We start from the raw sequence: 17,392 nt of genomic DNA on the forward strand, positions 1-17,392 counted from the left end.
GGGGCCCGCCGATGCCGCGGTCGCGGCGGCGGTGTTCGTCCCCGTCGGCCTGCTCGCCCGCTACCGCTACCGCCGGGGCCTGCCGTCGACGCTCGCGGTCGCCGCGGTGCTGGCGGGGGCGATCGAGCTCGTGCAGGGCTCCGCGCTGCTGGGCGCCTACCCCTGCCCCTACCGGGTCGCGGCGACCGGCGACATCGTCCTCGGCTGCCTCGGCGCGGCGCTGGGCTGGGCGCTGGGGGCCGCCGCCGTGGCGCTGCTCCCGCGCGCCTGGCCCGGGGCGATCGCCGACCTCATGCCCCCGGGGCTGCTCCGGCGGATCCTCGGGCACACCCTGGACCTGGCGATGTGGTGGTACGCGGCCATGCTGCTGGCCGGGGTCGCGGTGGCCGCCGGCGTCGCCGGACCGGGCCAGGCCGGGCAGGTGCGGGCGGCGCTGCTGCTCGTCTTCGCGGCGGTCTTCGGGCTGCTGGCCCCGCTCCTGCGCACCGACCGCGGCGCACCCGGCCGCGCCGCCGTGCGGGTCGCGCTCGCCGGTCAGGGGCCGCCGCACCCGGCCGCGCGGTGGCGGGTCGCGCTGCGCGGTGCGCTCCTCTACGGGCCGGTCGCGGTGCTGGTCGCCGCCGGCCTGCCGTGGTGGGCGCCGGCCGTCTGGGTGCTGCACGGGTCGTGCGCCATGGTCCGGCGCGACCAGGCGGGGCTGTTCGACCTCATCGCGGGCACGCGGGTGGTGACCCGGTCGGCGCTGACCGGCCACCTGCCCGACCGGCTCATCCGCTTCACCCCCGCCCGCTCGGCCACGGAGCCGGTGCCCCTGCCCTGAGCGGCGTGCGCCGCATCGGGTGCGTCACTCGCCGGTGAAACGGGCCGCGCGCTTCTCGCGGAAGGCGAGTGCGCCCTCGCGGGCGTCGGCCGAGGCCATGACCTCCCAGCCGATGCGGTCGGAGACCGCCAGGGCCTCGGCCTCCGCCAGCCCCTCCGTCTCACGGTGCACGCGCAGGATCGCCTGGACCGCCAAGGGGCCGCAGGCGGCGATCTCGTCGGCGACCCCCCGTGCCGCGTCCAGCGCCTGGCCGTCGGGGACCACCCGCGTGACCAGCCCGATGGCGGCGGCCTCCTGAGCGGTGTAGGAGCGCCCGGTCAGCAGCGCCTCCATCGCGTGGGTGTAGGGGATCTGCCGGGGGACCCGGATCGCGGAGCCGCCCATGGGGAACAGGCCGCGCCTGGCCTCGAACAGGCCGAAGGTGGCGCCCTCGGCGGCGATGCGGATGTCGGTGCCCACGATCAGCTCGGTGCCGCCCGCCACCGCGTACCCCTCGACCGCCGACACCAGGGGCTTGCCCGGCCGCGCCTCACGCAGCAGCCCCTTCCAGTGGTAGTTCTCGATCTCGCCCGCCCGCTGCCGCACGCGCGCATCCGCTGAGGGCTCGCCCATCGCCTTGAGGTCGGCGCCCGCGCAGAACACCCCGCCGGCCCCGGTGAGGATGCCGACGCGCACACCGGGCTCGGTGTCGATGTAGGCGAAGGCGTCGGCGAGGCCGACGAGCATGTCGGTGGAGAGCGCGTTGCGCGCCTCGGGGCGGCTCATGGTGACCGTGACGACGTGACCGCTGCGGTGGACCTCGCAGTGCGGGGTGGAGATGCCGAGCCGCTCACCCACATTGACCTCCTGATTCGCGAACACCGTTAACAGTTGTTGATCAGAACGAATTCTAGACACGAAAACCAATGGTGAACACTCCTTGTGGACTGAAAAGAGAACGTGCTCTACTTACGCTTGAGCGTCCATCCATGTGAGGGAGATCTCAGTGAGCGACGCGGCAGTGCTCGGATTCTGGAAGCTCGCGCAGGCCGATCCGGAGTGGCTCGCCTGCGTCGACCCCGACGGCACCGAACACCGGGCGGGCGCGCTCCTGGGCCGCGCCAACCGCCTCGTGCACGCGCTGCGCGGCCTGGGGCTGCGGACGGGCGACGGCATCTGCGGGCTGACACCCAACGGGTCCGCGGGGCTCACCCTCTACCTCGCGGCACTCCAGGCGGGGCTGTACTACACGCCGATCAACTGGCACCTGACCGGCCCGGAGATCGGGCACATCGTCGCCGACAGCGACGCCAAGGCCCTCTTCGTGCACGAGCGCTTCGCGGACGAGGGGCGCAGCGGCGCCGACGCGGCCGGCCTGCCCGAGCAGGGGCGGGTGGCCGTGGGCCGCCCCATCCCCGGGTTCACCGACCTGGACGCCCTCATCGCCGGGTACCCGCCGGTGACCCCCGAGGACCGCACCGCCGGGCTGACCATGCACTACACCTCCGGCACGACCGGCAGGCCCAAAGGGGTGCGGCGCGCCCTCACCGGCCTGGACCCCGACATGGCCGCGGAACTGGGCACCGGGCTGTTCGGGTTCTTCGGCATCGAAGCGGGCCGCGGCCACGCCCACCTCGTCACCTCGCCCACCTACCACACCGCCGTCACGCAGTTCAGCACGACGGCACTGCACATGGGCCACACCGTCGTCTACATGGACCGGTGGACCGCCGAGGAGACCCTGCGCCTGGTCGACGCCTACCGGGTGACCAGCACGCACATGGTGCCCACCCACTTCAAGCGGATGCTGCGCCTGCCCGCGCAGGAGCGGGCGCGCTACGACGTCTCCTCGATGCGCTGGCTGATCCACGGCGCCGCGCCGTGCCCGCCCGCCGTCAAGGAGGCCATGGTCGCGTGGTGGGGCGACTGCGTGTACGAGTACTACGCGGCGACCGAGGGCGGCGGCACCATCGCCGGCCCCGACGACTGGCGCACCCACCCGGGGTCGGTGGGGCGCCCGTGGCCCATCACCGAGCTGCTCATCGCCGACGACGACGGCGCCGAGGTGCCCGTCGGCACCACGGGCACGGTCTACATGAAGATGGCCGGTCCGTCGTTCGAGTACAAGGGCGACCGGGAGAAGACGCGGGCCGCGCGGCTCGGCGGCTTCTTCACCCTGGGCGACATGGGGCACGTCGACGCCGACGGCTACCTCTACCTCAGCGATCGCACGTCCGACGTCATCATCTCCGGCGGCGCCAACATCTACCCGGCCGAGATCGAGAACGAGCTGATGGCCCACCCCGACGTCATGGACGTCGCCGTCTTCGGGGTGCCCGACGACGACTGGGGCGAGCAGGTCAAGGCCATCGTCGAACCCGCCGAAGGCGTCGCCCCCGGCCCGGAGCTCGCCCGCCGGCTGCTCGACTCGCTGGAGGGCCGGCTGTCGCGGATGAAGTGGCCGCGCAGCATCGACTTCATCGAGGAGATGCCGCGCGAGCCCAACGGCAAACTCATCAAGCGCCGCCTGAGGGATCCCTACTGGGAGGGCCGGACCCATGCCATCTGAGCGAGTGAACGGCGCACCCCTGTCCGGGCGGCACGTCGTGGAGTTCCCGGGCGGGTACACCCGCAGCACCGGGCCGGTCATCGGCCGGTTCCTCACGGAGCTGCGCGACGGCCGGATCGTCGGGGTGCGGACCGCCTCGGGCCGGGTCCTGGTGCCGCCGACCGAGTACGACCCTCATGACGGCTCGCCGGTCACCGCCGAGTTCGTCGAGGTCGGGCCGGGCGCAACGGTGACCGCGTGGGCGTGGGTCCCCGCCCCGCGGGCCGCGCACCCCCTCGACCACCCCTTCGCGTGGGCGCTCGTCCTGCTCGACGGCGCCGACACCCCGCTCCTGCACGCGATCAGCTTCGGCCCGGACGCCGGGGCGAAGCCGCCGCGTGAACTGGCCTCCGGGCTGCGGGTGCGCCCGCTGCTGCGCGCCGAGCGCTCGGGCTCCATCACCGACATCGCCTGCTTCCGCCCCGAGGTCACCGCCATCACGGCGCCCGGGCGGCTGGAGTACACGATCCGCGCCGATGACGCGCTCACCCGCTACCTCGATGCGCAGGTCGAGGGGCGCATCCTCGGCATGCGCTCGCGCCACGGCACCGTCTACGTCCCGCTGCGCGACTTCGATCCCACCGACGGCAGCCCGGCCGCAGCGACGGTCGAGCTTCCCGGCACCGGGACGCTTGTCACCTTCTCCGTCAACCACGTCCCCGACCCGCGCGCGCCCGAGGTCCCCTTCGTCACCGGCTACGTCCGGCTCGACGGCGCCGACACCGACCTGCTCGCCCTGATCACCGGGGTCGACGTCCGCGAGGTCCGCGCCGGGATGCGGGTGCGCGCCGCCTGGCTGCCCCCTGAGGAGCGGACCCGCACCCGCCCCAGCATCGCGTCGTTCGTGCCCGAGGAAGGGCGAGCGGAAGGAGCCGGCCGATGACCGCGTCCTCTCCGAACGGCGGCCTGCCGGACCTCGGCGGCGTCGCGATCGTGGGGTTCGCGCAGACCGCGCACCGGTCCGCCGACGCCGGCGTGTCCGAACTGGCGCTGGTCCGCGAGGTCGTCGCCGCTGTGCTGCACCAGACCGGGGCCGGCCGCGGCGACATCGGGTTCACCGTCTCGGGCAGCCTCGACTACCTCGCCGGGGCCCCGTTCTCCTTCGTCAGCGCGCTCGACGCCCTGGGCGCCTGGCCGCCGATCAGCGAGAGCCACGTGGAGATGGACGCGGCGTGGGCGCTGTACGAGGCGTGGCTCGTGCTCCGGCACGGCGACGTCGACTGCGCGCTGGTCTACGGGTTCGGCAAGGCCACCCAGGGCGATATCGCGGAGATCCTCGGCCGCCAGCTCGACCCCTACTACCTCGCGCCGCTGGGCCTCGACGCGGTCTCGCTGGCCGCCCTCCAGGCGCAGGCGCTGCTGGACACCGGGCGGGTGGCCGAGCGCGGCCTCGCCGAGGTGGCGGCGCGCTCGCGCACCGCGGCGCTGGCCAACCCCGCTGTGGCCGCGGGGGAGGACCGCGCCGCGGGATCCGCACCGGACCCCGATGCGGTGCTCGCCCAGGACGCCGTGGTGCACCCGCTGCGGCCCGCCGGGATCGCCCCGCCCTGCGACGGCGCCGCCGCCGTCCTGCTGGCCACGGGCGATACCGCGCTCCGCATCGCCGCCCGCCGCGGGGTGCGCCCGGTGTGGATCCGCGGCCTGGAGCACCGCATCGACGCCCACGCGCCCGGCGCCCGCGACCTCACCCGCGCCGAGTCCGCCGAGCTGGCCGCCGCCGCGGCGGGCGTCGGCAAGGGCCCGGTCGACGTCGCCGAACTGCACGCCCGGTTCGCCCACGAGGAGATCCTGCTGCGCGCCGCGCTGGGGCTCGGCGACGGCGTCGACGTGAACCCCTCGGGCGGCCCGCTGGGGGCCGACCCCGTCATGGCCACCGGCCTGATCCGCATCGGGGAGGTCGCCCGGCGCATCGCGGAGGGGACGGCCGCGCGCGGCGTCGCCCACGCCGCACAGGGCCCGTGCCTCCAGCACAACCTGGTCGCCGTCCTGGAGGCGGCCCCATGACGATCCGAAGAGCGCCGGCGGTGCGGAAGGGGAGGGCCCATGGGTAGGGCTGCGGCGGTGATCGGGGTCGGGCAGACGCGGTACCGGTCGCGGCGCGGGGACGTGTCGATCGCGGGGCTGGTGCGCGAGGCGGCGCTGCGCGCGCTGGAGGACGCCGGCCTGGCCTTCGGCGACATCGACGCCGTTGTCCTCGGCAAGGCGCCCGACCTGTTCGAGGGCGTGGTGATGCCCGACCTCTACCTGGCCGACGCGCTGGGCGCGCGCGGCAAGCCGCTGCTGCGGGTGCACACCGCCGGGTCGGTCGGCGGGTCGACCGCCATCGTCGGCGCCGGGCACGTGCGCAGCGGCGTGTTCGACCGGGTGCTGGTGGTGGCCTGGGAGAAGCAGTCGGAGTCCAACGCCACCTGGGCGCTGACCGTCGGCCAGCCGTTCTCCACGTCGCTGGTGGTGGGGGCGGGCGGCTACTTCGCCCCGTTCATCCGCTCCTACATCGAACGGGCCGGCGCGCCCGGGCACATCGGGCACGTCGTGGCCGCGAAGGACCGGCGCAATGCGCTCCGCAACCCCTACGCCCACCTGCGGATCCCCGGCATCACCGCGGAGACGGTGGCCGCCTCGCCCATGCTGTGGGAGCCCATCCGCTACCTCGACACCTGCCCCTCCTCCGACGGCGCGTGCGCGATGGTCATCGCGAGTGCGGAGGCCGCCCGCTCCGCGCGGGGGACACCCGCCTGGATCCGCGGGACGGCGATGCGCAGCGAACCCATCTCCTTCGCCGGGCGCGACGCGGTCGACCCCCGCGCGGGCCGCGACTGCGCGGCCGACGTCTACGCCCAGGCCGGTGTCACCGACCCCCGCCGCGAGATCGACACCGCCGAGGTCTACGTGCCGTTCAGCTGGTACGAGCCGATGTGGCTGGAGAACCTCGGCTTCGCCGGGCCGGGCGAGGGGTGGCGGCTCACCGAGGCCGGCGCCACCGCGGCCGACGGCGACATCCCCTGGAACGCCTCGGGCGGGGTGCTGTCCTCCAACCCGATCGGCGCGTCCGGGCTCATCCGCTTCGCCGAGGCCGCCCAGCAGGTCAGGGGGGCCGCAGGCGGGCACCAGGTCGACGGCGCGCGCACCGCACTCGGCCACGCCTACGGGGCGGGGTCGCAGTTCTTCGCCATGTGGATCGTCGGATCGGAACCCCCGTGACCCGCTCCGTGGACGCATGCGCCCGGCGCGGCCGCGTCCACCCGGCGGCTCCCCAACCCCCGGGAGGCCCAAGATGCACTTCAACTTCGCGGACCTGTTCGAGGGCGTCGCCGACAGGGTCGGCGACCACCCCGCCCTCGCCTGCGGCGGCGAACGCCGCACCTACGCCGAACTCGACGCCCGCGCCAACCGGCTGGCCCACCACCTGGCCGCGTCGGGGATCGGCCCCGGCGACCACGTGGGCATGCAGATGTACAACGGGGCGCCCTATGTGGAGTCGCTGCTCGCCGCGCTGAAGATCCGGGCGGTGCCGGTCAACGTCAACTACCGCTACGTCAGCGACGAACTCGCCTACCTCTACGCCGACGCCGACCTCGCCGCCCTGGTCTACGACACCGAGTTCGCCGACCGCATCGCCGCCGTCCTGCCCGCCGCCCCCACCCTGCGCCACCTGGTGTCGGTGGGCGGCCCCCCGCTGCCGGCGGAGACCGTGACCACCGCCGAGTACGAGGCGGCGCTGGCCGCCCAGCCGCCCGGCCGCGGGTTCCCGGAGCGCTCCGGCGACGACCTCTACATCATCTACACCGGCGGCACCACCGGCATGCCCAAGGGCGTCATGTGGCGCCAGGAGGACCTGTTCTTCGCCGGGCACGGCGGCGGCAACCCCGGCGGCACCCCTGTCGCCACCCCAGAGGCGCTCATGGAGAAGGTGGCCGCGACCACCGCCGGAACGGTGATGATGCCGGTCGCCCCGCTGATGCACGGCGCCGCGCAGCTGGCCTCCTTCATCACCTTCTGGGGGGCCGGGCCGCTGGTGCTGGTGCGCCGGTTCGACGCCGCCGACGTGCTGCGCACGGTCGAGCGCGAACGCGTGATGACCATCAACATCGTCGGCGACGCCATGGCCGCACCGCTCGCCGACGAACTGGCGGCCGGCGACTACGACGTCTCCTCGCTCGTGGTGGTCAGCTCCACCGGGGCCATCCTGTCGGGATCGGTGCGCGCGCGGCTGGAGAAGGCGCTCCCGCACCGGATCATCATGGACAACTACGGCTCCACCGAGACCGGCCTGGTCGCGTGGGGCGTGGACGGGGCGACCCCCGAGACCGGGCTGCGCTACCGCTTCGACGAGGACCGCATCACCGTCCTGGACGCCCGGCTGCGCCCCGTCGCCCCAGGGTCGGGCGAGATCGGCCAGGTGGCGCGGGCCGGGCGCACACCGGTGGGCTACTACAAGGACCCGGAAAAGTCCGCGGCGACGTTCGTCGAGGTCGGCGGTGTGCGCTACACGCTCACCGGGGACATGGCCACCGTGGAGGCCGACGGCACGGTCGCCGTGCACGGGCGCGGGTCGGTGTGTGTCAACACCGGCGGCGAGAAGGTCTACCCCGAAGAGGTCGAGTCCGTCCTCAAAGGCCACCCCGGGGTCACCGACGCCGTAGTGGTCGGGGTGGACGATGCCCGCTTCGGGCAGCGCGTGGCGGCGGTCGTCTCCGGGACCGGCCTGAGCACCCCCGGCCTGGACGCCCACGTGCGCGGCCGCATCGCCGGCTACAAGGCGCCCCGCCAGTACACCTTCGTCGGTGAGGTGCGGCGCTCGCCCAGCGGCAAGGCCGACTACCGGTGGGCCAAGCGAGTCGCCTCAGGGGAGCGGCCCCCTCACACCGGAACGCCCGAACGCACGCCCCAGGGAGGTACGACATGACCGCACCACCACCGGTGCCCGACGGATTCGACTTCACCGACCCCGACCTCATCGCCGCGCGCATCCCGCACGAGGAGTTCGCCCGGCTGCGCGGGACGCGGCCCGTGCACTGGAACCCGCAACCCTCCGACGTGGGCTTCGACGACGGCGGCCTGTGGATCCTCTCCCGCCACGACCACGTCCGGGAGGCGTCGGTCAACGCCGACCTCTACTCCACCCACGCCAACACCGCCCTCATCCGCTACTACCCGGGCATCGAAGCCGACGCCGTGGAGCTCCAGCGCCACAACCTGCTCATCAACATCGACCCGCCCGAGCACACCAAGCTCCGCAAGATCGTGCAGCGCGGCTTCACCCCCCGTGCCATCGGGCGCCTGGAGGAGGCGCTGCGGGAGCGGGCGCAGCGCATTGCCATGGAGGCGGTGGACCGCGGCGACGGCGACTTCGTCGCCGACGTCGCGACGCGGCTGCCGCTCCAGGCCATCGCCGACCTCATCGGGGTGGAACCGCAGGACCGGGAGCGCCTGTTCGCCTGGTCCAACGAGATGCTGGGCTACGAGGACCCCGAGTACGCCGTTGATCCCGCGGTGGCCGCCGCCGAGATCCTCGGCTACTCGATGGCCCTCGCGGGCGACCGGCGGGCCGCACCGCGCGACGACATCGTCTCCAAACTGGTGCAGGCCGACGTCGAGGGCCGCGGGCTGACCGACGACGAGTTCGGGTTCTTCGTGATCCTGCTGACCGTGGCCGGCAACGAGACCACCCGCAACGCCATCACACACGGCATGACGGCGTTCCTGGACCACCCCGAGCAGTGGGAGCTGTACCGCAGCGAACGCCCCCCGACCGCCGCCGACGAGATCGTGCGCTGGGCCACCCCGGTCATCGCCTTCCAGCGGACCGCGCTCGCCGACACCGAGCTGGGCGGGCAGCCGATCCGCCGCGGCGAGCGGGTCGGCCTCTACTACAGCTCCGCCAACTTCGACGAGGAGGTCTTCGACTCCCCGTTCACCTTCGATATCACCCGCGACCCCAACCCCCACCTCGGGTTCGGCGGCACCGGGGCGCACTACTGCCTCGGCGCGAACCTGGCGCGCCTGGAGATCCGGCTGATCTTCGACGCCATCGCCGACCACCTGCCCGACATCCGCCGCGCGGGCGAGCCCACCCGGTTCCGGTCCTCGTGGATCAACGGGGTCAAGCGCCTGCCGGTCCACTACGCCTGACGCGCCCCCGGGGCCGCGCCGGGGGGTCAGCGCGCCGGCTCGCCGCCGGGCCAGAAGCCGTCCCAGGCGAAGTAGCCCAGCAGCAGGCCGATCGCGATCATGGTGGCCCCCAGCAGGCCGAGCATGAGGTCGATGCCGCTGCTGAGCCAGCGCGCCCGGACGACGCGCGCCTTCTCCGGCTGTCCCGGCGGGTAGGAGACGGTGACGGTGTCCCCGGCGCGCGCAGCCGTCCACCCGGTGCTGCTGGTGTGGGCGGCCTCGATCTCGCGGCCGTCATAGGTCCGGAAGCGGACGATCATCCGGGAGGTCGTGGCGGTCTCCGCGTAGCCCACGATCTCCCCGACCGCCCGCACCCCCTTGCGCGCGAGGAAGGAGGAGAAGCGCAGGTGGCGCAGGAGCAGGGCGAGCATGACCAGCCCTGCTCCGATGGGCAGCAACGGGTAGTAGTCCACCACGGTGTCGTCCGTTCCGAGCGTGTGCGGGCACTGCTGGGCCGACCGGAAGTGCTCGGGTGGCGCACCGATCCCCAGCGCCTCGGCGACCTTCTGTTCGGCAATGGCCACACCGTAGCCGACGCCCTCCGGCCGCTGAGCAGGCTCCCCCCAGCGCGCCGAGTTCGGCATCGGTGGCCCCGTCGCCCATCGCGCCGGTCAGCGCGGCGAACCCGGGGGCGCGGAGCCGTCCTCCGGAGCCGGCGCATCGCCGTCTCCGGGAGCGGGCGCGGAGCGCAGTTCGCCGAACACGTACCCGACCACCACGATCGCCGTGAGCCAGATGATCAGGCCGATGCCGGCGGAGGCGGGCAGCGGGAGCCCGACCGCCCAGGCCAGCCCGCCCGCGATCGCCCCCGCCAGCAGCCACCACGGGTCGGCGAACCGCCGCCACGCCAAGCCCTTCACCCCGGACGTCCTCCCGTCTCACCCACGTATCCCGCCTGAACCGGGGCTAGAAGTTCGAGATCACCGCTTCGAAGATCTCGTCGATGCTCTCGGGGTCGGAGGCGTCGTAGGCCGCCGCGTTGGTGGCCTCGGCGATGGTCGTCATGGTCTCCATGTCGGAGTCGTCGCCGTAGCCGATGGTGAACATGCGCACGGTCTCCTCACCGGACTCGCCCTCCAGCGACTCCAGCAGGGTGTCCAGCGAGATGCCGTCGGTGTCCTCGTTGCGGCCGTCGGTGAGGAAGACGACCGCGTTGATCGCGCCGTCGCGCGGCCGCTCGCCGACCTGCTCGTGGGCGGCCAGCGCGGTGTCGTAGAGGCCGGTCCCGCCGCTGGGCGGCAGCCCGTTGATCGCCTCGGTGAGCGCCTCGGTCCGCTCGGTGCCGTCGACGTCGCCGTCCATGGGGCCGAGCGGGACCAGCTCGCGCCAGTCCTGCGTGCCCTCCAGCTCGGTGCTGAACATCCACAGCCCGAGGTGGTCGCGGTCGCCGAACTGCCCGAGCGACTGGATCGCGGCCTCCTTGGCCAGCCCGAGCTTGTTCTGCCCGGTGCCCGCGACCGACTCCTCCATCGAGCCCGAGGTGTCCATGACCAGCAGCACGTTGGCGGGCTTGCGCAGCTCGGCCCAGTTGTCGAGCATCGCGTCGAGCGCGCCGGAGGAGGGCGGGGTCAGCAGCCGGCCCGGCTCCTCTGGCAGCACCCCGTTCTCGGCGACCGCGTCGGCGCCCGGGGTGCCCTCGTGGTCGCGGAACCCGTTGTCCTGGAACGCCTGCTGGGCGCCGTCGCCGAGCAGGTACTCGCGGAAGGAGTCGGCGGCGGCCCGCGCGTCCGCCGACGCGGAATCCAGGACCGCGTAGGGGTGGTCGGAGATCACCGTCCCCTCTTCGGGGTAGACGGCCACCAGCGGGACCTCCGGCGGTTCGTGCTCGCCCGCGGTGGCGGGGTCGCCGGTGGGGTTGCCCTCGTTGTAGTGCAGCACCGACATCTCCTCCACGGCCACGGCGGAGATGTAGGACAGGCCGCGGCCCTCGTCGTCGGCGCGCTGGAGGTTGGACAGGAACGTCAGCGTGGTGTCGCCGTAGTGGACGATCGAGCGCTCGACCCCGCTGACGAACCCGCGGGTCTCCGAGGAGTCGATGTCGCCGGCGGTGAGGTCGGAGGTGAGCCCGGTGGCGGCGAAGTAGGCGCCGATCGTGGCGTGCAGCCCGGAGGTGGAGTAGTTGGGGTTGGTCTTGCCGAGCCGGAACTCGCCCCACTCCGCGCGGCCCTGGGCGGCCCAGCCTTCGTCGTTCTCGGCGAGTTCGAGGACGTCGTGCCAGCCCAGCGGCTCATCAGGCCAGCCCAGGGTCTCGGCCATGGGCCGCGGCATCGCGATGACCAGTGGGGAGTTGGCGATCGAGGGGGCTTCGTCGGGGAGCACGCCCTCGCGGTCCGCGGCCACCATGCGGTCGCGGGCCAGCTGGAGCCAGCTGGAGCTCGCCGGGCTCCAGACGTCGGGCTCGGGGCCGAGTTCCGCCTCGTCCCACTCGCCGACCAGCGCCTCCATGGTCGCGCCCGACGCCTGCTCGATGATCTCCACCTCGACGCAGCCCGCGTCGATCTCGGTGCCGCTGTAGTCCTCGGCCAGCGCGCGCATCAGCCCGGCCTTCTCGGGTGAGGAGGCGACACGCAGCGTGACGGCGTCGTCCCCGCAGCGGGACGCGGCGGAGAACGGGAGCGGCGCCCCGATGGACACCCAGCGCACCAGGGCGATCACCAGGACCGCGACGAGGCCGACGATGACGTAGGGCAGGACACGGCGCCGCGCCGGCCGGGTGCTGTAGTCCATGTTCCGCGTCGCCGCCTTCGCTCCCGTGTGACCCGCTTCATCCACCGGAGCGTAGGGTCCCCTGGTCGCGTAGGGGTCACGTTTCCGCGGAAAGTCCGGAGCCGGACACGCACCGCGCCCCCGCAGACTGAGCGGGAGACACGGCCGCGATGACGCGCCTACGTCGAGGGGATGAGCCCGGCACCGCCTTCCGACGTAGTGCGGAATCGGCCGGGCGGCCGATGCCCGCGCCACGGCCGGGAACCTACGGTGGAACCACGGTCGGACCGCGCACATACGGGGTGCGCACCGGCTGCGCGATTGGGGGGCCGGGCAGGGCGCGCTTCGGTCCCCGGGTGATCGGCGGGTTCGAACGTCCTCACGGGCGTCCGGGCCCGCCGTCGGCCTTCCCGGACGCACCGGGCCGCGCGGACGGGGAAGAGTCCGGTAGCGGACGCCTCCGGCCGGGCCGCCACTGTTCCCATGGCGGGGTCATCGGCCGTAGCGTCGTGGGTCCCCCACTCACGAGGAGACCCCCCATGCCCTCTCCCCGGCCGCGGCAGCTCGACTCCCCGCTCACCGCCCGGATCCTGAAGGCGGTATCGCGCGTCGACGCGGTCGCCTACCGCGCCACCGACGGTGTCGTCACCGGCCGCCTGCGGTGGCACCGGCTCTTCCCCAAGGGGGAGTCCGTCTGCCTGCTGACGACCCGCGGGCGCAAGAGCGGACGGCGGCGCACCGTCCCGCTGCTGTTCCTGCCCGACGGCGACCGCGTGGTGTTCGTGGCCTCCCAGGGCGGCCTGCCGCGGCACCCGATGTGGTTCCGCAACATCCTCGACGACCCCATCGTCGTGGTGCAGACCGGCCGCCTGCTGCGGCGCATGCGCGCCCGGGTCGCCACCGACGACGAGCGCGACGGGCTGTGGCCCCGGCTGGTCGGGTTCCACCCGGGCTTCGCCGACTACCAGTCGTGGACCGACCGCACCATCCCCGTCGTGATCTGCGACCCCGCCTGAGCCGGAACGCGCCGCAGCTCTCCCGGGAACAGGAAGGGCCCGGGGACCGATGGTCCCCGGGCCCTTGTATTCCCGCGTGCTACCAGCTGGTCTGGACGGGCTGGCCCTCGGTGTAGCCGGCGGCGCTCTGCACGCCCACCGTCGCGCGCTCGTGGAACTCCTCCAGCGTGGTGGCGCCGGCGTAGGTCATGGAGCTGCGGACACCGGCGATGATCTCGTCGATGAGGTCCTCGACGCTGGGGCTCTCGGAGTCGAGGTACATCCGGCCGGTGGAGATCCCCTCCTCGAACAGGGCCTTGCGCGCCCGGTCGAACGGGGAGTCCTCCGACGTCCGCAGGCGCACCGCGCGCGCCGACGCCATCCCGAAGCTCTCCTTGTACAGCCGCCCCTGCGCGTCGCGCATGACGTCGCCCGGCGACTCGTAGGTGCCGGCGAACCACGACCCGATCATCACGTTGGACGCGCCCGCCGCCAGCGCCAGCGCGACGTCGCGCGGGTGGCGCACCCCGCCGTCGGCCCACACCGACCGGCCCAGCGCCTGCGCTTCGGCGGCGCACTCCAGGACGGCGGAGAACTGCGGGCGGCCCACCGCGGTCATCATCCGGGTCGTGCACATGGCGCCCGGCCCCACCCCGACCTTCACGATGTCGGCGCCGGCCTCGATCAGGTCGCGCGTGCCCTCGGCGGTCACGATGTTGCCCGCCACGATGGGCACGTCGGGGTCGAGCGCGCGGACGGCGCGCAGCGCCGTGATCATCTTCTCCTGGTGGCCGTGGGCGGTGTCGAGGACCAGGGCGTCGGTCCCGGCCGCCAGCAGCTCCGCCGCCTTGCCCGCCACGTCGCCGTTGACGCCCAGCGCCGTCGCGATCCGGAGCCGGCCAGACGGGTCCACCGCGGGCTTGTACAGCGTGGCGCGCAGCGCGCCGGTGCGGGTGAGCACCCCGACCAGTGCGCCGTCGCCGTCGACCACCGGCGCCAGCCGGTGCCTGCGGTCGTGGAGGGTGCCGAACGCGCTGGTGGGGTCGGTGCCGGCCGCGATGGTCAGCAGCTCGGTGCTCATGACCTCGCGGAGCTGGGTGAACCGGTCCACCCCGACGCAGTCGGCCTCGGTGACCACCCCGACCGGCCGGCGGCGGCCGTCGATGACGATGACCGCGTTGTGCGCGCGCTTGGGCAGCAGGTTCAGCGCGTCGCCGATCGTGCTGGTGGGGGAGAGGGTGATGGGGGTGTCGTGGACGAGGTCGCGCCGCTTGGTCCACGAGATCACGTCGGTCACGACGTCGATGGGGATGTCCTGGGGGATGACCGCGAGCCCGCCGCGCCGCGACACCGTCTCGGCCATGCGGCGACCGGCGACCGCGGTCATGTTCGCGACTACGATGGGGATGGTCGTGCCCGTGCCGTCGTGGGATGCGAGGTCCACGTCCAGCCGTGAGCCGACGGCCGATCGCCGCGGGACCATGAAGACGTCGCTGTAGGTCAGATCGTGGCCGGGGACCTGGTTGTTGAGAAACCGCACGCCTCTACCTCGGTCGGAGCTCACCGGGGGCGGCCGCACGGGCGTCCGATGACCGTGCCGATCCCCCATTACCCATCAATTATGACCGTGTTGATTAGCGTCCCGGGAAGAGCGTCTGCGATGATCTCCCGGCTGACACCCACCCTCCCCTCCCCTTCGATCGTGATCGATCACCGTGTGTGTCCGATATCCGACACGCGGCCATCGGCGGGAGTTCCGCAGGAGATGAGATGACGAGCTTCACACTCGCGGATGTCCGCGAGCGCACCTATAAGAGCCGCGACGCCTGGTGGACCGTCTTCCTGGTCGACCCGCTGGCCGCCCGGCTGGTCGTGTGGACCGCCAACCGCACGGAGATCACCCCCAACCAGATCACCTTCGGCGCCGGCGTGCTGGGCCTGGGCTCGGCCGTCTGCTTCGCCCTGGGGGCGGCCGACTGGTACTGGCTGGTGGCCGGTGCGCTGTTGTTCCACCTGAGCTTCGTCCTCGACTGCATGGACGGCAAGATCGCCCGCCTCAAGAACAACGGCTCGGTGTTCGGGGCCTGGGTCGACTTCATCTTCGACCGCATCCGCTTCTTCGGCTGCATGATGGCGCTGCTCATCGGGCAGTGGGCGGTGACCGGCGAGGTCGTCTACCTCATGCTCATGCCGGTCGTCACCTTCCTCGACCTGCTGCGCTACCTCAACGGGTCGCAGGTCGCCAAGACCCGGCAGAGCATGCGCGAGAAGCTGCGCGCCGCGGCCGAGGGCCGCGCGGTCGACTCGATGGTCGACGACCCCGAGAGCACCGAGACCCCCAAGGACGCCGGCACCGACCCCGCCCGGGCCGAGGCCCCGTCGGTGGTGTTCATGGAGGAGGTCCTGCGCGACAACCCCGACCTCGACCACGAGCAGGTGCGCGCCGGGGCCCAGGCCGCCGGCGGGGCCCGGGTCATCGACGTCCACCGCGGGTTCAGCAGCCGGTTCGGCTGGTACGAAGGCGTCCGCGACCGCCTGCTGCGCAGCCGGGTGCGGCCGCACCTGTTCAGCGGCATCGAGTTCGAGATGTTCATCTGCGTGGTGGCGCCGCTCACCGCCGTCATCGCCCTGGCCGCCCCCGTGAGCAGCCTGATCGTCCCGGTCACCGTGCTGTCCTGCGCGGCGATCGCGGCGTTCGAGCTGGTCATCGTCTACAAGCTGTGGCTGGCCACCCGCGACTTCACCAAGGAGCTGGCCCGCCTCCAAGGGCAGCCGTAGCCGTCGCCAATCACGAAGGGCCGCGTGGAACTCCACGCGGCCCTTCGTGATTGGAGAGGTGTCGTGCGTGCCCGGCTCAGCCCACGGGCCGCTTGGGCGCCGCCGAGTCGCGGCCGGGGCGCAGGACCCAGTCGACGTTGGGTTCCACGATCCACTTGGTGGACCGGCGCACCCATGGCGAGCACAGCACGAACGTCAGGGCGACCGCGGCGACGGTGTTCACGACGAAGGACCCCAAGGGACCCGCGAACGACCCGGTGAGCTCGTACCAGCCGAGCGAGTCGCCGACCCGGATGACCAGCCCGTGCAGTAGGTACACGTACATGGTCAGCGCGCCCAGGGCGGTGAACCACGTGGTGCGGCGCGGCGTGAGGGAGAGCACCGCTGCGGTGAGCGCGAAGGCCAGCGCCAGGAAGACGATCCGGGCGGGCAGGCCCACGGGCAGCAGGTCGACGTCGCGGTCGGTCAGGCTCTCGCGCCAGTAGACCCATTCGAGGCTGAGCCGCTCCAGGTAGAGGTAGCACGCTGCGGCGGTGACGAGCACGGTGCAGCCCGCCCACACGCGCACCCAGGTCTGCTTGAGGAAGTCGAAGTGGCGCTGCTCCAGGAGGAGCCCGGCGACGAAGAAGGGGGTGAGGCTGATGATCCGCGAGATCCCGAGGATGTCGCCGGTGGCGACCACGCCGCCCGCCAGCGAGACGGCGACCGCCACGGCGAAGGGCCAGCGGATCCGCTTCCAGATCGGGACGGTCAGCCGCCACACGAACAGGGCGGCCAGGAACCAGGTGAGCCACACGGGATCGGCCGGGCTTTCGGGCAGGCTGCGGCCCACCGACAGTGACTGGAGCGCGTAGATGCCCCAGAACACCAGGTAGGGCACGGCGACCGTGGTGAGCAGCTTGTCGACCCGCCGCCCCGAGCCGTCGAAGGACTTCGACAGGTAGCCGCTGATCAGCACGAACGCGGGCATGTGGAACAGGTAGATCCAGAAGTAGACCGCACTGGCCAGGTGGCTGTCGGCCGTCGGCGAGATCGCGTGCCCGACGACGACGAGCAGGATCAGCAGGAACTTCGCGTTATCGAGCAGGGCGTCGCGCTTGGGGCGCGCCGTGCTGCCCGTCGCGGCGGGCGGGGCGGCGCCCTCCGGGACACCGCGGTCGTGCGTACTGGACGGATGGGTGGTCGCTGAGGCCACGGGGTCTCCGAGTCACCGATTCGGGGCTGTGTAGGACGTAGAGGCGTAAGGGCGCATGTGGCGCGGACATGGCCGGTACGAGGCGCGACGCTCATGGCCGCCGGCCGGCACCACTGATCGGGTGGGGGGTCCCGGGAACA

At 73.0% G+C, this 17,392-nt stretch carries 15 protein-coding genes; 9 read left to right on the forward strand and 6 right to left on the reverse strand.

Going from position 1 to position 17,392, the window contains the following annotated elements:
• On the forward strand, positions 1–820 hold an 820-nt coding region (locus ACFOVU_RS03620; RefSeq protein ID WP_378529825.1), incomplete at its 5' end, for a hypothetical protein.
• Positions 821–844: 24 nt separating this feature from the next.
• Here the strand turns inward: ACFOVU_RS03620 and ACFOVU_RS03625 are convergent.
• Positions 845–1,657 (reverse strand): crotonase/enoyl-CoA hydratase family protein, encoded by an 813-nt coding sequence (locus ACFOVU_RS03625; protein ID WP_378529826.1) that lies wholly within the window; start codon positions 1,655–1,657, stop codon positions 845–847.
• Between the two features lie 148 nt (positions 1,658–1,805).
• Between ACFOVU_RS03625 and ACFOVU_RS03630 the strand changes: the two genes are divergently transcribed.
• The 6 genes from ACFOVU_RS03630 to ACFOVU_RS03655 all read left to right on the forward strand — a co-directional run bounded on the left by ACFOVU_RS03630 (position 1,806) and on the right by ACFOVU_RS03655 (position 9,539).
• Positions 1,806–3,368, forward strand: coding sequence for an acyl-CoA synthetase (locus ACFOVU_RS03630; RefSeq protein WP_378529827.1), 1,563 nt, complete (start codon positions 1,806–1,808; stop codon positions 3,366–3,368).
• Positions 3,358–4,290, forward strand: coding sequence for a Zn-ribbon domain-containing OB-fold protein (locus ACFOVU_RS03635; RefSeq protein ID WP_378529828.1), 933 nt, complete (start codon positions 3,358–3,360; stop codon positions 4,288–4,290). Before ACFOVU_RS03630 ends, ACFOVU_RS03635 begins: the two co-directional genes overlap by 11 nt.
• Entirely contained in the window at positions 4,287–5,411 is a 1,125-nt protein-coding gene (locus tag ACFOVU_RS03640) for a lipid-transfer protein (RefSeq protein ID WP_378529829.1), read from the forward strand. Before ACFOVU_RS03635 ends, ACFOVU_RS03640 begins: the two co-directional genes overlap by 4 nt.
• A gap of 39 nt (positions 5,412–5,450) precedes the next feature.
• Positions 5,451–6,608 carry a thiolase domain-containing protein gene (locus ACFOVU_RS03645; protein ID WP_378529830.1) on the forward strand — a complete coding sequence of 386 codons (1,158 nt, stop codon included), beginning with the start codon at positions 5,451–5,453 and terminating at the stop codon, positions 6,606–6,608.
• 73 nt (positions 6,609–6,681) lie between these two features.
• Positions 6,682–8,313: an acyl-CoA synthetase gene (locus tag ACFOVU_RS03650; RefSeq protein ID WP_378529831.1), complete on the forward strand. Its 1,632-nt coding sequence runs from the start codon at positions 6,682–6,684 to the stop codon at positions 8,311–8,313.
• Positions 8,310–9,539, forward strand: coding sequence for a cytochrome P450 (locus tag ACFOVU_RS03655; protein WP_378529832.1), 1,230 nt, complete (start codon positions 8,310–8,312; stop codon positions 9,537–9,539). Before ACFOVU_RS03650 ends, ACFOVU_RS03655 begins: the two co-directional genes overlap by 4 nt.
• A 26-nt stretch (positions 9,540–9,565) precedes the next feature.
• Here ACFOVU_RS03655 and ACFOVU_RS03660 read toward each other — a convergent pair whose 3' ends face one another.
• The 3 genes from ACFOVU_RS03660 to ACFOVU_RS03670 are packed head-to-tail and all read right to left on the reverse strand — an operon-like array spanning position 9,566 to position 12,305.
• On the reverse strand, positions 9,566–10,162 hold the full coding sequence (locus tag ACFOVU_RS03660) for a DUF3592 domain-containing protein (RefSeq protein ID WP_378529833.1): 597 nt from the start codon (positions 10,160–10,162) through the stop codon (positions 9,566–9,568).
• A gap of 27 nt (positions 10,163–10,189) precedes the next feature.
• Positions 10,190–10,438, reverse strand: coding sequence for a hypothetical protein (locus tag ACFOVU_RS03665; protein WP_378529834.1), 249 nt, complete (start codon positions 10,436–10,438; stop codon positions 10,190–10,192).
• Positions 10,439–10,484: 46 nt separating this feature from the next.
• A complete protein-coding gene (locus tag ACFOVU_RS03670; protein ID WP_378529835.1) occupies positions 10,485–12,305 on the reverse strand; it encodes a substrate-binding and VWA domain-containing protein in 1,821 nt (606 codons plus the stop codon).
• Between the two features lie 518 nt (positions 12,306–12,823).
• Here ACFOVU_RS03670 and ACFOVU_RS03675 point away from each other — a divergent pair.
• A complete protein-coding gene (locus tag ACFOVU_RS03675; RefSeq protein ID WP_378529836.1) occupies positions 12,824–13,300 on the forward strand; it encodes a nitroreductase family deazaflavin-dependent oxidoreductase in 477 nt (158 codons plus the stop codon).
• A gap of 79 nt (positions 13,301–13,379) precedes the next feature.
• Here ACFOVU_RS03675 and ACFOVU_RS03680 read toward each other — a convergent pair whose 3' ends face one another.
• Complete coding sequence (locus ACFOVU_RS03680) at positions 13,380–14,819, reverse strand: GuaB1 family IMP dehydrogenase-related protein (protein ID WP_378529837.1); 1,440 nt, start codon at positions 14,817–14,819, stop codon at positions 13,380–13,382.
• 230 nt (positions 14,820–15,049) lie between these two features.
• Between ACFOVU_RS03680 and ACFOVU_RS03685 the strand changes: the two genes are divergently transcribed.
• Positions 15,050–16,057, forward strand: coding sequence for a CDP-alcohol phosphatidyltransferase family protein (locus ACFOVU_RS03685; RefSeq protein ID WP_378529838.1), 1,008 nt, complete (start codon positions 15,050–15,052; stop codon positions 16,055–16,057).
• 76 nt (positions 16,058–16,133) lie between these two features.
• Here the strand turns inward: ACFOVU_RS03685 and ACFOVU_RS03690 are convergent, their stop codons facing one another.
• Entirely contained in the window at positions 16,134–17,252 is a 1,119-nt protein-coding gene (locus tag ACFOVU_RS03690) for an acyltransferase family protein (RefSeq protein WP_378529839.1), read from the reverse strand.
• Positions 17,253–17,392: the final 140 nt, after the last annotated feature.

The organism is Nocardiopsis sediminis (assembly GCF_042650565.1).
Lineage (GTDB): Bacteria > Actinomycetota > Actinomycetes > Streptosporangiales > Streptosporangiaceae > Nocardiopsis_B > Nocardiopsis_B sediminis.

Coding starts and splice junctions, on each gene's coding strand:
- ACFOVU_RS03635 (WP_378529828.1), top strand. CDS start 3,358: ATGCCATCTGAGCGAGTGAACGGCGCACCCCTGTCCGGGCGGCACGTC.
- ACFOVU_RS03640 (WP_378529829.1), top strand. CDS start 4,287: ATGACCGCGTCCTCTCCGAACGGCGGCCTGCCGGACCTCGGCGGCGTC.
- ACFOVU_RS03645 (WP_378529830.1), top strand. CDS start 5,451: ATGGGTAGGGCTGCGGCGGTGATCGGGGTCGGGCAGACGCGGTACCGG.
- ACFOVU_RS03650 (WP_378529831.1), top strand. CDS start 6,682: ATGCACTTCAACTTCGCGGACCTGTTCGAGGGCGTCGCCGACAGGGTC.
- ACFOVU_RS03655 (WP_378529832.1), top strand. CDS start 8,310: ATGACCGCACCACCACCGGTGCCCGACGGATTCGACTTCACCGACCCC.
- ACFOVU_RS03660 (WP_378529833.1), bottom strand. CDS start 10,162: ATGCCGAACTCGGCGCGCTGGGGGGAGCCTGCTCAGCGGCCGGAGGGC.
- ACFOVU_RS03670 (WP_378529835.1), bottom strand. CDS start 12,305: ATGGACTACAGCACCCGGCCGGCGCGGCGCCGTGTCCTGCCCTACGTC.
- ACFOVU_RS03675 (WP_378529836.1), top strand. CDS start 12,824: ATGCCCTCTCCCCGGCCGCGGCAGCTCGACTCCCCGCTCACCGCCCGG.
- ACFOVU_RS03685 (WP_378529838.1), top strand. CDS start 15,050: ATGACGAGCTTCACACTCGCGGATGTCCGCGAGCGCACCTATAAGAGC.